Source organism: Erythrobacter sp. AP23, from assembly GCF_001542855.1.
Lineage (GTDB): Bacteria > Pseudomonadota > Alphaproteobacteria > Sphingomonadales > Sphingomonadaceae > Qipengyuania.
The window spans coordinates 195,884-209,537 of record NZ_LNBY01000017.1 but is presented as its reverse complement, the minus strand read 5'-3'; the positions used below and the strand labels follow the sequence as shown (position 1 = coordinate 209,537).

The window sequence follows — 13,654 nt, the reverse complement described above, 5'->3', positions numbered from 1 at the left end:
TTTGCTGCGACCCCATGGCAATCCTCGTGTTTGAGAACGTTCTCAAGAATGGGAATGCGTGGAGGGATGTTTCGAATGCGAGCGATTCTACTGGCGACGGCTGCCGCAATGGGTTTGGCGGGTTGCACCACGGTTTCGTCGGAAGCTCGGAATACGCCGCGCGCGGCGTCGGCGCCCGTTTCGGACGAAGATGCGCGCGTAGCCGATCTCGTTGCGCGCATGAGCCTGGAGCGCAAGGTCGCGCAATTGATCCAGCCGCAGATCGGCTCCTTCACCGCCGAGGACATGGAGCGCTATCGCTTCGGCAGCTATCTCAACGGCGGTAATCGCGGCCCCTATGGCGACGAATTCGCACCGGCTTCGGAATGGCTGCGCCATGCCGATGAAATGCATGTCGCCTCCGTCCAGCCGATGGAGGGCGACGAGCCCGTCATCCCGACAATGTGGGGCACCGATGCGGTCCACGGCCATACAAATGTGGTGCGCGCCACGATCTTTCCGCACAATGTCGGCCTCGGCGCGACGCGCGATGCGGACCTGATCCGGCGTATCGGCGAGGCTACGGCGGTCGAGATCGAAGTGACCGGCATCGACTGGAACTTCTCGCCCACCGTCGCAGTGGCGCAGGACGATCGCTGGGGGCGCACTTACGAAAGCTATTCCGAAGATCCCGCCATCGTCGCCCCGCTCGGCGCAGCACTGGTCGAGGGGCTGCAAGGCCGCAAGGGCGAAGCCGACCGGCTCGGCGCGGGCCATGTCATCGCGACGGCAAAACACTTCTTCGGCGACGGCGGCACCGACCAGGGGGTCGACCAGGGCGAGGTGACCGGCGACATCGAGGCGCTCAAGGCGATCCACGCCGCGCCCTACCCCGCCGCGATCGCGGCCGGCGTTGAGTCGGTGATGGCCAGCTTCAATTCGATCAATGGCCGCAAGATGCACGGCAACAAGGAATTGCTGACCGACGTGCTGCGCGGCGAGCTGGGATTCGACGGCCTCGTCGTGGGCGACTGGAACGGCCACGGCCAGGTCGCGGGCTGTACGAACACCGACTGTCCGCAGTCGCTCCTCGCCGGGCTGGATATCTACATGGTGCCCGACGAGTGGAAGGGTTTGCACGACACGCTTGTGCGCCAGGTTCGGGACGGCACGATCCCGATGACGGTGCTCGACGAGGCGGTCAGCCGGGTCTTGCGGGTGAAGATGCGCGCGGGGCTGCTCGACGAATTCGTCAAGCCATCCGACCGGCCCAATGCGGGCGAGTATGAATTGCTCGGTTCCCGCGAGCATCGCGCGATCGCCCGCGAAGCGGTGGCCAAATCGCAGGTTCTGCTCAAGAATGACGGCGTGCTGCCGCTGGCCGAGGGTGCAAATATCCTCGTCGCAGGAAGCGCAGCCGACAGCATCGCGCAGGCCTCAGGCGGCTGGACGCTTACCTGGCAGGGAGGGCTCGAACTCGACAATAACGAACATTTTCCCGGCGCCACCTCCATCTGGAAGGGATTGAAGGACGCAGCCGAAGCCGGCGGCGGAAGTGCCGTTCTGTCCGCGGACGGGAGCTATACCGACAAGCCGGACGTCGCAGTCGTGGTATTCGGCGAGGAACCCTATGCCGAATTCGCGGGCGACCGGAAGGACCTTGCGTTCCGCGACGAAGAAGGGCTCGGCCTGCTGCGCAAGTTCGAGGCCGAGGGTGTTCCGACCGTCGCCGTGTTCCTCAGCGGGCGTCCGATGTGGGTCAACCGCGAACTCAATGCCGCCGACGCCTTCGTCGCCTCGTGGCTCCCGGGTAGCGAGGGCGCGGGCGTTGCCGATGTCCTCACCGGGGCAGTTCCCGCGACCGGCAAGCTCGGTTTCAGCTGGCCTGCGACCTGCGACTACGGCCCGCTCAACGGACCCGAAGGTGCGCTGTTTATGGTAGGCTATGGCCGCGCTCTCACCGACACCTCGCCGCTGCGCCGGCTCGACGAAAACTGCGACGCGCTGCTCGCACACGAGGGCGCCGAATGGTTCGTCAATGGCCGCTTCGCAGACGGTGTGATCGCGACGGCCGGCAGCACCGATTTGCCCGACCTGCGGGGCTCGGCAGCGGGGGTGACCGCGATTGGCATCGACCGCAATGCGCAGGAAGATTCGCGCGAAATCGCCTTCGCGCCCGGCGCGTCGCTGACCATCGCACAGGAAGGCGCAGGCTCGGGCGCCTATCGTATCGTCTACCGCGTCAAGCGGCGCCCGACCCAGCCGGTGTCGCTCACCGTGGGCGACGTGACGGTCGACCTGACCCACCCGTTTTCCGTCGCTGCCGAGAAGGACTGGCGCGAAATGGTCATCACCGGTCAATGTGCGGCGGGTCTGGGCGACAGCCTGACGTTCACCTCCCAGGGCGCCTTCAGTTTCGACATCGCGACAATCACCCGTGAAGAGGTGGCCGAGGGAACCGATTGCTCGTTCTGAGCGAGCACATTCGTATTCGTTTTGTGTGACGGCAAAAGCCTGCCACACCTAGCATGAGGACAAAGGCCGGGTCGCGAAAGGCGATACCGGTTTCAGGGAGGATACCGACATGGCACTCGCACCCGACGTTGCGACGAGCACCGATCCCAATCCGATCGAGGATGAGGGCACGCATGTGAATGCGCCGGGCCTGCAATATTTCGTTTTCGGCCTGTTCTTCATCTTCGGCGGCATCACATCGCTCAACGATGTGATTATCCCGAAGCTGAAAGAGCTCTTCACATTGAGCTGGACCGAAGCGATGCTGGTCCAGTTCTGCTTCTTCGCAGCCTATGCGATCATCGGCATTCCAGGTGCCAAGCTGGTCAAGAAGATCGGCTATATGCGCGGCGCCGTGGCGGGTCTGCTGACCATGATGACCGGCTGCCTGCTGTTCATCCCGGCCAGCCAGACCGCGACCTATGCCATCTTCCTGTTCGCGCTATTCATCCTCGCCAGCGGCGTGGTGATCGTGCAGGTGGTGGCCAACCCGCTGATCAGCCTGCTCGGCCCGGCCAGCACCACGCACAGCCGCCTGACCTTCGCGCAGGCATTCAACTCGCTCGGCACCACCATCTTCCCTATCGTCGGGGCGGCAATCATCCTCGGCAGCCTCGCCACGGTCAGCGCCGACCAGCTGTCGGGCGCGGAGCTCCAGGCCTATCGCCAGGCCGAGAGCGAGGCGATCTGGCAGGGCTATCTCGGCCTTGCCGCACTGATCGCGCTGGTCGCCTTCGTTGTTTGGATGTTCCGCAATCGCCTGCAGGGAGAAAAGCACGAAGCCTCCGAAGGGCTTGCCGGTCTCGACCTGCTGAAGCGCAGCCGTTTCGGATACGGCGCGCTGTGCATCTTCCTCTATGTCGGTGCCGAGGTTTCGATCGGCTCGGTCATCATCAACTACCTTTCCGAAGAGCGCGTATTGGGGCAGCCGGAAAGCGTGATCGGCTGGATGATCGGGCTCTATTGGGGCGGCGCGATGGTCGGTCGTTTCATCGGCTCCTATTTCCTGCGCATCTTTTCGCCGGGCAAGATCCTCGCCTTCAACGCGACGGGTGCGATCCTGCTGATCCTCATTTCGGCCAACGGCGAGGGCGAAGTGGCGGCATACAGCTTGCTGGCGGTCGGCCTGATGAACTCGATCATGTTCCCGACGATCTTCTCGCTCGCCTGCGAAAAGCTGGGACCGCGCGCGGCCGATGGATCGGGCATCATCAACGTCGCGATCTGCGGTGGCGCGATCGTCCCGCTGCTTTACGGCGTCGTCGCCGATGCGACTGGCGGCAATCTTGCGGCGGCGATGGTGATTCCGGTGGTGTGCTACGCCATCATCGCCGGCTTCGGGGTCTTTGCCCGGCGACCGGCCATCGGCTGATCTCGCAGCTGCACAAGTTCGGGGGTTCGCAAGGCGGCGACGGTCTGCCATGCGACCCCCGATCATTTGGACACCGGGAATACCATCGACATGACCGACGCCGCACTGGCCGCGCATCTCGCCCAAGTTGCGGGCAGAATTCTGATCGAGGTGCGCGAGAGCGGCATGTTCGAAGGCAAGGCGCTGGGCAATGCGGGCGACCAGACCGCGAACCAGTTCCTCGTCCACGCCCTGCGCGAACAGCGACCCGATGACGGCCTTCTCTCCGAAGAAAGCAAGGACACGCCCGAGCGGCTTTCGAAAGAGCGCGTATGGATCGTCGATCCGGTCGACGGCACGCGCGAATATGGCGAAGCGCGAACCGACTGGGCGGTCCATGTCGCGCTTTGCGTGGGCGGCAGGCCCGAAACCGGCGCTGTCGCCCTACCCGGCCTCGGCATCGTCCTGCGCAGCGATGCCCCCGTCGATGTCCCTGCCGCCGCCGAAAAGCCGCGCATGGTCGTCAGCCGGACGCGCCCGGCCGCCGAAGCCATCGCCGTTGCCGAGGCCATCGGCGCGGATCTGATCGGCATGGGGTCGGCCGGCGCCAAGGCGATGGCGGTGGTCCGCGGCGAAGCGGAAATCTACCTTCACACCGGCGGCCAATACGAATGGGACAGCGCGGCGCCCGCAGCGGTCGCACTCGCCCACGGCCTGCATGCCAGCCGCATCGACGGCAGCCCGCTTGTCTACAACAAGTCCGACACCTTCATGCCCGACCTGCTGATTTGCCGCCCGGAATGGGCCGAACGGGTGCTGGGCGAAGTGGCGAAGCTCTCGGCCTAGCCCTCGACCTGAGCCAGCAGCTGGCGCGCGCGCGACAGGTGCGGGCGGTCGAGCATGCCGCCCTTCCAGCCGATCGTGCCCGCATCCGGATTGGCCTCGAACAGCGCCACGATCTCGCGCGCTTCGGCGACTTCTTCCTCGCTTGGGCTGAAGGCCTCGTTGATCACCGGCACCTGCGCCGGGTGGATCGCGAGCATGCCGCGATAGCCCTGGCGGCGCACCTCGATGGCGCGTTTGCGCAATGCCTCGAGATCGCGAAAATTGGTATCGATCGTCTCGATCGGCATCACTTCGGCAGCCGCCGCGCCAAGCAGGCACAGGCTACGCGCGAGTTTGTAGGTAAAGGCGAAATCGCCATCGAAATCCCTGTTGCTCTGCGCGCCGAGGGAATCGGCGAGATCCTCCGCCCCCCAGGTCATCGCCGCCAGTCGCGGCGCGCCGCCGTAATCGCCCGTGGTGAACATGGCCGCCGCGGTTTCGGTCACCAGCGCAATCACCGGGGTCGATCCGGCTTCGATCCCGTTCTCGACCTCGAGCGCGGTCATCTGGCGATCGAGTTCCTCCACATCGTGCCGTCCGCGCGACTTGGGAAGCATGATCCCGCCCGGGCGCGCCGGCATGACTGCGGCGAGGTCTTCGGCGGTCCAGTCGCCATCGAGCGGGTTGACCCGCACCCACAGCCGCGCGCGTTCTTCCTTGGACTTTTTGCTCAGGAATTGCGTTATCGCGCTCCGCGCATCGGCCTTGCCGCTTTCGACCACCGCATCTTCGAGATCGAAGATCACGATGTCGGCCTCGCTCTCGCTCGCCTTGGTCATTTTCTTGTCGCTGTCGCCGGGTGCGAAAAGCCAGCTGCGCATGCGGATTCGGGGTTCGGGTATTGCGGTCATGCGCGTGCTTGAGACGCAAAGCCCGGCGTTCGTCAAGCATGCCCTAGCGTATTTCCGTAAGCGTAAGCTTTGCGGTATGCAGATCGGTGGAGATTTAGGAGAGAATCATGGCGACCCAGCTAGAACCCGACGTCCGCGCAGACGAGGACGCCTTCCGCACCGAAGTGCAGCAATTCCTCGCCGCCAATTTCCCCGAGGAGCTCAAGGGAAAGTCCAATGCTCTGTCGGGCGTCGACGGACCGACCAACGAAAGCCCCGCGCAGACGAAATGGCGCGAGGCCGTGGGCGAGCGCGGTTGGGGAACACCCACCTGGCCCAAGGAATATGGCGGCGGCGGGCTGACGAAGGCGCAGGCCAAGATCATCGATCAGGAATTCGCCAAGGTCGGCGCCTACAATCCGATCGGCGGCATGGGCGTGATGATGTTCGGCCCCACCCTGCTCGAATATGGCAGCGAAGAGCAGAAGATGGAGCACATCCCGCCCATCTGCCGCGGCGAAATCCGCTGGTGCCAGGGCTATTCGGAACCCAATGCCGGATCCGACCTCGCCAATCTCCAGACCTTCGCCGAAGACAAGGGCGACCACTATATCGTCAACGGCCAGAAGACCTGGACCAGCGGCGGTCAGTGGGCGGACAAGTGCTTCGCCATCGTGCGCACCGACAAGAGCGACAAGCATCGCGGCATCAGCTTCATGCTGATCGACATGGACGCTCCGGGCGTCGAAGTCCGTCCGATCACCATGATCAGCGGCACCAGCCCGTTCTGCGAAACCTTCTTCGACAATGTTAAAGTGCCCAAGAAGAATCTCGTCGGCGAGGAAGGCCAGGGCTGGACCATCGGCAAGCGCCTGCTCCAGCACGAGCGCACCAACATCTCGGGTGGCGGCAGCCTTGCCCGGCTGATGGGCCAGAGCCTCGGCGATATCGCCAAGAAATATGGCGAGACCGATGCGGATGGCGAACTCTCCGACAAGGTTCTGCGCGACAAGATCGCCGATTTCGAAATCCGCTGGAACAGCTTTCTGCTCACCGCCCGCCGCGCGGTGGAAGAAAGCAAAGCGCAGGGCGGCGTATCCGAGATCAGCTCGGTGCTGAAGAAGGTCGGCACCAAGCTCAGCCAGGAACGCAGCGAGTTGCTGATCGAAATCCGCGGGCTTCAGGGCCTCGGCTGGGAGGGCGAGGAATTCACCGACGGCGAGCTCGAGGCCGTACGCGGCTGGCTCTTCGGCAAGGCGACGACAATCTACGGCGGCTCGACCGAGATCCAGAACAACATCATCGCCAAGCGCGTGCTCGGCATGCTCGACCACCAGTAAGAGAGGGGAGCACACAGACATGGCAGTTCTCAACGAAGAACAGGAAATGCTGCGCGACATGGCGCGCGAATGGGCGACCAACGAAAACCCGGTCACCGAATTCCGCAAGGTTCGCGCGGCGGGTGAGCCGCATGCCTATAATGCCGATGCCTATGCCACGATGGCGGAGATGGGCTGGGCCGGGGTTATCATCCCCGAGGAACATGGCGGGTCGGACTTCGGCTTCATGTCGGCAGGCCTCGTGGTCGAGGAACTCGGCAAGACGCTGACCGCCAGCCCGCTGGTCGCCACGACCATTGCGGCGAGCGCGATCGTGCTCGGCGGCAGCGATGAGCAGAAGGCCAAGTGGCTACCGAAGCTCGCCAGCGGCGAAACGGTCGCCACGCTGGCGGTCGACGAAACCGCGCATCACGATCCTTCGGCCATCGAAACCAGCGTTTCGAGCGGGAAGCTGACCGGCAAGAAGGCCTTCGTGCACGAAGCGCACGGCGCCGACCTGTTCGTCGTCGCGGCCAGGGACGGGCTCTATCTGGTCGAAAAGGGTGACGGCGTATCGCTAACCACGCGCAAGCTTACCGACCAGCGCAGCCATGCCGACGTGAGTTTCGACGGCGCGCCGGCGGAGAAGCTCGAAGGCGGTGGCGACAGCCTGCTCGACGATGTGCTCGACCGGGCGCGCATGCTGACCGCAGCCGAAATGCTCGGCATGGCGCAGCAGGTGTTCGACACGACACTCGACTATCTGAAGCAGCGCGTGCAGTTCAACCAGGTGCTCGCCACCTTCCAGGCGCTGCAGCACCGCATGGCCGACCTCTTCGCCGACCTCGCGCAGATGCGTAGCGCGGTCGAGGCCGGGCTGCAGGCGGTCGATGGCGGATTCGGCGTCGCGCGCGCCGCGACCATCGCCAAGGCGGAAGCCAACCGCGTGCTGCACACGATCAGCAATCAGGGCATCCAACTGCACGGCGGCATCGGCATGACCGACGAATACGATGTCGGCTTCTACCTCAAGCGCGCCCGCGTGCTCGAAGCCAGCTGGGGTTCGTCGAGCTATCTCAAGGACCGTTTCGCCAAGCTCGCCAGCTATTGAGCGAGGCACTCGCCTCATCGGGCGAGGATGACACGGCGCTCCCCGACGGCGACGTCTGGGGGCGCCATCGCGCATTTATGGAGGCGAACCTCCGGCGCAATTATAAGGTCAACCTGACACATGGCGTGTTCGGCATGACGGGCTTTCGCCTGATCTATGCGCCCACGATCATCCCCGCCTATCTCTACCTGTTGACCGGCAGCGCCGCTGCGGTTGGCCTGGGCACCGCGCTGCTGCAGTTGGGCGGTACGGTTTCGCCCATTCTCTCGGGCGCGCAGGTCGAAAGCCGCAAGCGCATCCTGCCTTACGCGATCACCGTGGGTTCGATGATGCGGGTCATGGTTCTGGCCCTCGCCCTTGCCGCGTGGACGCTGGAGGGCACTGCGCTGCTGGTCGTCACCCTCGCCAGTTTCCTGCTGCTGGGCTTCTTCAGCGGCGCGCAGCGGGTGGCGTTCCAGATGCTGATGGCCAAGCTCATTCCCATCGACCGGCGCGGACGCCTGCAAGGCATCCGCAATACGGTGGGCGGATTGATCGCCGCAGGTCTCGCCTGGGTCGCGGGGCATTATTTCATCGAGCAGCAATGGCTGGGCAATGGCTATGCCACGACCTTCCTGCTGGCCTTCGTCCTGACCTCGATCGGGCTCGTCGTGCTCAAAATGGGCATTCGCGAGCCCGATGCGCCGCGGCTGCGCCCGGTCACGCCGTTGCGCGAGCGGATCGGGCAATTCGGCGAACTGCTTCGGCACCGCGATTTCCGCGCCTTCCTTTACGCCCATGGCCTCGCCGCGATCGCCCGGGTCGGCCTGCCTTTCTGGACGCTCTATGTCGGCGACCGGCTCGGCCTCGACGGGGCATTAATCGGGACGCTGAGCCTCGCCTTCCTCGCGGCGGACACCATGTCCAACCTCGTCTGGGGATCGCTCGGCGATCGATGGGGCTTTCGCTCGGTCTATCTCGGCGCGCTCGCGAGCAGCCTTGCGGGAATGCTGCTGCTTGTGCTGGGCGACGGCTGGCTGCTCTATGCCAGCTTCGTCTTCCTCGGCTTCGGATTTTCGGGCTGGATGATGGCGGCGGTCACGCTGGTTCTCGAATTCGGCGAGCACGAAGACATCCCCATGCGGCTTGCGCTCACCACCACCGTAGAGGGTGGCGTGTCTTCCATCGGTCCGGTGCTGGTGGGCCTCAGCATCGCCGCGCTGGGCTATGCCCCGCTGATCGTTGCGGCCTTCGCCTCGCTAATTGCCAGCCTGGCGCTGATGACCTGGCGCGTGCGCGAGCCGCGCGGCTCAGCATGACGGCGCCAGCAGGCCTTCGGACATGGCCGAGAGATAGGTCCGGATCGAGGCCTCGGGCGGGTCGAAGCGGGCGGCCCAATGGCGCGCCTCATAGGCCGAATTGACCGTCGACATGATGACCTGCCCCGCCACCAGCGGATCGATCGCGCGCACCGATCCATCGGCGATGCCGTCTATCAACATCCCCGCAAAGCGCCGCGCCAGCCGGTTCGACCGGGTGACCACATCGATCTTGTGTTCCGCATCGAGCGCCTGCAGCGCTGTCGTCCGCAGCAAGGGCGTGCGATCGAAGAATTGCAAATCGACCAATTCGGCCAGCACGCTCGACAGGCGGGTCCAGTAGTCGGTCTCGATATCGCGCCCGGCGATCTGCACCGCCGAGAGGCGATCGTAGCTTTGCTGGAAACACGCCAGCACCAGATCGTCCTTGGCCTGGTGGTGGTGGTAGAAACTGCCCTTGGTGACATTGAGGCTCTCGGCGATGCGATTGACCGAGGCGCCGCGATAGCCGCGTTCGTTGATCGTCACCGTCGCCGCGCGCAGGAACGCCTCGTTCTGGCCCGCCTCGTCGTCCTCCGTCGTGCGCCAACTGCCTACAAGGGGTTGCGGATCGAAAGCGCCGCGCTGCGCGGGCAGTCCGTGCGCGAGCACATCGAACAGCCGCTCCTCGATCCGCGGGAAATCGAGCACCGAGTAGCGCAGCGACCACACCGGCCACCACATCATCGCCTCGAGCAGGATATGCGCGCGCGCCGAGAACAGTGCCCGCTGATCTCTATCGCGCCATCCGCCGAAGAACCGCCGCACGAGATCGACTACTCGCAGGTAATGCTCCATCAGCGGGTCCTGCACCTCGGGATCGAGCGTGCGGATTTCCGACAATGCGGTGGTCAGCCCGCGTTCGCCCGCGCGGATTCGTTTCCTCAGCGCGACATGCGCGGCGATGAAGTGCCGCAGCCGCGCTGCGGGATCGTCCTGCGCCAATGCCTCTCGCGCCATGCGCTCCATCAGCGTCAGCGTCTCGTCATAGACCGCGACGACCAGTTGCTCCTTGCGCGGGAAGTAATAAGTCACGCTGGTCGCATTGAGGCCGATCGCGCGTGCCACTTCCGCCAGCGTGGTCGCCTGCACACCTACCTCGTTGATAAGCACGGCGGCGGCATGGACGATCGCCTCGCGCTTCTCGCCGAACTTGCGGGTGGCGGCGGGACCGTTCACGCGAAGAAGGCCCCCAGGTCCTTCTTGAGGATCTTGCCATTGGCGTTACGTGGCAGCGTCTCCTCGACAAAGGCGATGCGCACGGGCACTTTGAATTTCGCCAGCCGCGCCGCGACCCATTCACGCAGTTCCTCCTCGCTCGCCGAAGTGCCGGGGGCGAGGTGAACCACGGCGGCAGGTTCTTCGCCCAGCGTCGGGTGGGCGATGCCGACCAGCGCCGCATCGGTCACAGCAGGATGGTCGTAGAGCACGTTCTCGACTTCCGAAGAGTAGATGTTCTCGCCGCCGCGGATGATCATGTCCTTCGCGCGATCGACGATATAGCACCAGCCTTCCTCGTCGAGCCGGGCGAGGTCGCCGGTGCGCACCCAGCCGTCGACGAAGGTTTCGGCGGTCGCATCGGGACGGTTCCAATATCCTTTGACCACCATCGGGCCGCGCGCCCACAACTCGCCCACCTCACCGGTCGGGAGCTCGGTCTCGCCATCATCCGACATGATCTTGAGGTCCGCTACCGCGACCGGCGGACCGCAACTGTCGGGGCGGTTGAGATAGTCCTCCGACGAATGTCCGGTGACCGTCGCCATGGTCTCGGTCATGCCCCAGCCATTGGCAGGCAGTGCGCCGAATTCCTCGTGGATCTTGCGGACGAGTTCGGGCGCGGCCGGGGCGCCGCCATAGGCGATCGCTTCCAGGCTGGAGAGATCGTAATTCCCGCGCTCGGGATGTTCGAGCAATTGCCAGGCGATGGTCGGTACGCCGCCGGTCAGATTGACCTTCTCACGCTCGATCAGCTGGAATGCTTTCACCGGGTCCCACTTGTGCATGAAAACCAGCGTGTGGCCGGCCACGACATAGCCCATCAGTCCGGCCGAGCAGGCGGTGACGTGGAACAGGGGAATGACCGTCAGCCCGACCTTCTGCACCGGTTCCGGCGGTTCCTCTCCCCGGCGCAGCGCGGCGCAGGCGGCATTGAATCCGCTAGACAGGATATTGGTGCACAGATTGCGATGCGTACCCAGCGCGCCTTTGGGCTGGCCGGTGGTGCCGCTGGTGTAGAAGATCGTCGCCTCGTCATCGGGGGCGATTTCTTCCGGCGGCAATTCGGCCTGCGGAAGCGCAGCATAATCGTTCGGGGTGCCGAGGATGTCCTCGAGCCGCCCGGTTCCTTCGGTCGTTCCTTCGCCGCGCGAAACCAATATGGTTGCCAGGTCCGACAACTCCGAGCGGTGGGGCGCGATCCGATCCCACCGTTCGGCATCGCAGACGAGCAGTTTCGAACCCGAATTGGCGAGCCCGAAGGCCAGCTCGGGTCCGGTCCACCAGGCGTTGAGCGGAACGCAGATCGCGCCGATCGTGGTCGCAGCGAACAAGGCGACCGGCCATTCGGGAAGGTTGCGCATCGCCAGCGCCACGCGATCGCCCTTGACGATCCCGCGCGCGCGAAATTCGGCGGCGAGACGCGCGACCGCGCGAAACCACGCATCGTAGGTAACCCGCTCGTCTTCATAGATCGCGAATAGGCGTTCGCCATGCGCGCGGGCAGCCATCGCTACCAACCGCAGGTTCGCAGGCGCATTCTTCCACACGCGCGTCGGGACGCCGCGAATGTCGATCGTGTCCATCTCGAAGCGCGTGCCCGGAGCGGTCAACCGCTCGACGCAGTTCTCCCTCGACATGGCAGGCCAGTTCGTCGGCAACACGAAATCGGTCGCATGCGCGAGCTCGTTCATGGCATCCCCTTATACGCCGCCTCTGTCCGGGCGACTCTCTCCATCCGTGGTCTAACCGCGCTTGGCGCTCCTAGGCAAGCCGCCTTCGAAGGAAAGGTATGAGGGTGGCAAGAACAGATGAAATCGCTATTCGTGCAAAACCGAAGCATAGGTATGCGCGGGAGAGGAGAGCGCAATGTTCGAGCTGGCCGACGCCGGATCACTGGGTTTCGATGCCGACAGGCTTGCGCGTATCGCGCCCTTCCTTGCCCAGGCCTATGTCGACAGCGGTCGCCTGCCGAACGCCCAATTGCTGGTCGCGCGCGACGGGCAGCCGGTACACTACACCAGGCTGGGCACGATGGGCGACGACGAGCGAGAGCTGCGCGACGACGCGCTGTTCCGCATCGCCAGCATGACCAAGCCGGTCACCTCGGTCGCCTTCATGCAGCTGGTCGAACAATGCCAGGTCGCGCTGGAAGAGCCGGTCACGCGGGTTTTCCCCGAGCTCGCCGATCTCAAGGTCTACGCGGGCGGCGGCGGGTCGATCCCTTTCGCGCCGGGCGCGCCTGCGCATCCGATGCGCTTCGTCGATCTGCTGACGCATATGTCGGGCCTGACCTACGGCCTCCAGAACCGCAACAATATCGATGCGGTCTATCGCGAGCACAATTTCGACTTCGCCCGCGACCATCTCGACAGCGATGGTTTCGTCGACAAGCTGTCGAAACTACCGCTCGAGTTCGCGCCCGGACAGGGGTGGAACTACTCGGTCTCGACCGATGTGCTCGGCATAGCGGTCGAACGCATCAGCGGGATGCGGCTGGGCGAGTATTTCGAGAAGCATATCTTCGACCCGCTGGGGATGACCGACACGCGCTTCGGCGTGGCCGAGGGGCAGGCCGAACGGCTGGTCGATGCCTATTCCTATCGGCCGGGACAGGCGCCGAAGATGATCAATGCGGGCGCGACCAGCAAGCTGAACAAGCCCGGCACATTCGACAGCGGTGGCGGTGGTCTCGTCGGTACGACTGCCGACTATCACCGCTTTGCCACCATGCTGCTGAACGGCGGCGAACTCGACGGCGCGCGCATCCTCAGCCCCAAGACGGTGCGGCTGATGCGCACCAACCACCTGCCCGACAATGCCGACCTCACCGAGATGTCGAGCAGCCTGTTTTCGGAGGCCAACAACGCCGGGACCGGCTTCGGCCTCGGCTTCGCCATGGTGATCGACCCGGCGAAAACGTTGATGCCCTCCAGCCTCGGCGAATTCTACTGGGGCGGCGCCTATTCGACCGCCTTCTTCGTCGATCCTGTGGAGCGGATCACCATGGTTTTCATGACGCAGGTCTATCCCTCGTCCACCTATCCCGTCCGGCGGCAATTGAAGACGCTGATCTATTCCGCCCTCACCGAAACATATGCCTGAGGAGA

General features: G+C 64.6%; 10 protein-coding genes. 7 read left to right on the top strand and 3 right to left on the bottom strand.

Annotated elements, in window-relative coordinates:
* Positions 1–75: 75 nt before the first annotated feature.
* The 3 genes from ASS64_RS10925 to ASS64_RS10915 all read left to right on the top strand — a co-directional run bounded on the left by ASS64_RS10925 (position 76) and on the right by ASS64_RS10915 (position 4,690).
* Positions 76–2,454, top strand: a complete 2,379-nt coding sequence (locus ASS64_RS10925; protein WP_067694108.1) for a glycoside hydrolase family 3 protein — start codon at positions 76–78, stop codon at positions 2,452–2,454.
* Positions 2,455–2,563: 109 nt separating this feature from the next.
* Complete coding sequence (locus ASS64_RS10920; RefSeq protein ID WP_067694105.1) at positions 2,564–3,865, top strand: sugar MFS transporter; 1,302 nt, start codon at positions 2,564–2,566, stop codon at positions 3,863–3,865.
* A gap of 90 nt (positions 3,866–3,955) precedes the next feature.
* Positions 3,956–4,690, top strand: a complete 735-nt coding sequence (locus ASS64_RS10915) for a 3'(2'),5'-bisphosphate nucleotidase CysQ (protein ID WP_067695204.1) — start codon at positions 3,956–3,958, stop codon at positions 4,688–4,690.
* Here the strand turns inward: ASS64_RS10915 and ASS64_RS10910 are convergent.
* Positions 4,687–5,580 (bottom strand): CoA ester lyase, encoded by an 894-nt coding sequence (locus ASS64_RS10910; RefSeq protein ID WP_067694103.1) that lies wholly within the window; start codon positions 5,578–5,580, stop codon positions 4,687–4,689. The genes ASS64_RS10915 and ASS64_RS10910 overlap by 4 nt on opposite strands.
* 107 nt (positions 5,581–5,687) lie before the next feature.
* Between ASS64_RS10910 and ASS64_RS10905 the strand changes: the two genes are divergently transcribed.
* The 3 genes from ASS64_RS10905 to ASS64_RS10895 are packed head-to-tail and all read left to right on the top strand — an operon-like array spanning position 5,688 to position 9,287.
* A complete protein-coding gene (locus ASS64_RS10905; RefSeq protein WP_067694100.1) occupies positions 5,688–6,899 on the top strand; it encodes an acyl-CoA dehydrogenase family protein in 1,212 nt (403 codons plus the stop codon).
* Between the two features lie 19 nt (positions 6,900–6,918).
* Positions 6,919–7,989, top strand: a complete 1,071-nt coding sequence (locus ASS64_RS10900; RefSeq protein ID WP_067694097.1) for an acyl-CoA dehydrogenase family protein — start codon at positions 6,919–6,921, stop codon at positions 7,987–7,989.
* The gene (locus ASS64_RS10895; RefSeq protein WP_234002384.1) at positions 7,986–9,287 is read left to right on the top strand and encodes an MFS transporter; all 1,302 of its coding nucleotides are present in this window, start codon (positions 7,986–7,988) and stop codon (positions 9,285–9,287) included. Before ASS64_RS10900 ends, ASS64_RS10895 begins: the two co-directional genes overlap by 4 nt.
* On the opposite strand, the gene ASS64_RS10890 is transcribed toward ASS64_RS10895, so the two are convergent.
* Both ASS64_RS10890 and ASS64_RS10885 read right to left on the bottom strand, forming a co-directional pair.
* Positions 9,279–10,505: a TetR/AcrR family transcriptional regulator gene (locus ASS64_RS10890; RefSeq protein WP_067694094.1), complete on the bottom strand. Its 1,227-nt coding sequence runs from the start codon at positions 10,503–10,505 to the stop codon at positions 9,279–9,281. The two genes, ASS64_RS10895 and ASS64_RS10890, sit on opposite strands and share 9 nt — an antisense overlap.
* Positions 10,502–12,238, bottom strand: a complete 1,737-nt coding sequence (locus tag ASS64_RS10885) for a class I adenylate-forming enzyme family protein (protein ID WP_067694090.1) — start codon at positions 12,236–12,238, stop codon at positions 10,502–10,504. The genes ASS64_RS10890 and ASS64_RS10885 overlap by 4 nt, the downstream gene beginning before the upstream one ends.
* Before the next feature lie 175 nt (positions 12,239–12,413).
* Here ASS64_RS10885 and ASS64_RS10880 point away from each other — a divergent pair, with 175 nt between their 5' ends.
* Positions 12,414–13,649 (top strand): serine hydrolase, encoded by a 1,236-nt coding sequence (locus ASS64_RS10880; RefSeq protein ID WP_067694087.1) that lies wholly within the window; start codon positions 12,414–12,416, stop codon positions 13,647–13,649.
* The last annotated feature ends 5 nt before the right edge of the window (positions 13,650–13,654 follow it).

Bases quoted from the DNA above. Each gene is read 5' to 3' on its own strand.
- ASS64_RS10925 (WP_067694108.1), top strand. From the start codon at position 76: ATGCGAGCGATTCTACTGGCGACGGCTGCCGCAATGGGTTTGGCGGGT.
- ASS64_RS10920 (WP_067694105.1), top strand. From the start codon at position 2,564: ATGGCACTCGCACCCGACGTTGCGACGAGCACCGATCCCAATCCGATC.
- ASS64_RS10915 (WP_067695204.1), top strand. From the start codon at position 3,956: ATGACCGACGCCGCACTGGCCGCGCATCTCGCCCAAGTTGCGGGCAGA.
- ASS64_RS10910 (WP_067694103.1), bottom strand. From the start codon at position 5,580: ATGACCGCAATACCCGAACCCCGAATCCGCATGCGCAGCTGGCTTTTC.
- ASS64_RS10905 (WP_067694100.1), top strand. From the start codon at position 5,688: ATGGCGACCCAGCTAGAACCCGACGTCCGCGCAGACGAGGACGCCTTC.
- ASS64_RS10900 (WP_067694097.1), top strand. From the start codon at position 6,919: ATGGCAGTTCTCAACGAAGAACAGGAAATGCTGCGCGACATGGCGCGC.
- ASS64_RS10885 (WP_067694090.1), bottom strand. From the start codon at position 12,238: ATGAACGAGCTCGCGCATGCGACCGATTTCGTGTTGCCGACGAACTGG.
- ASS64_RS10880 (WP_067694087.1), top strand. From the start codon at position 12,414: ATGTTCGAGCTGGCCGACGCCGGATCACTGGGTTTCGATGCCGACAGG.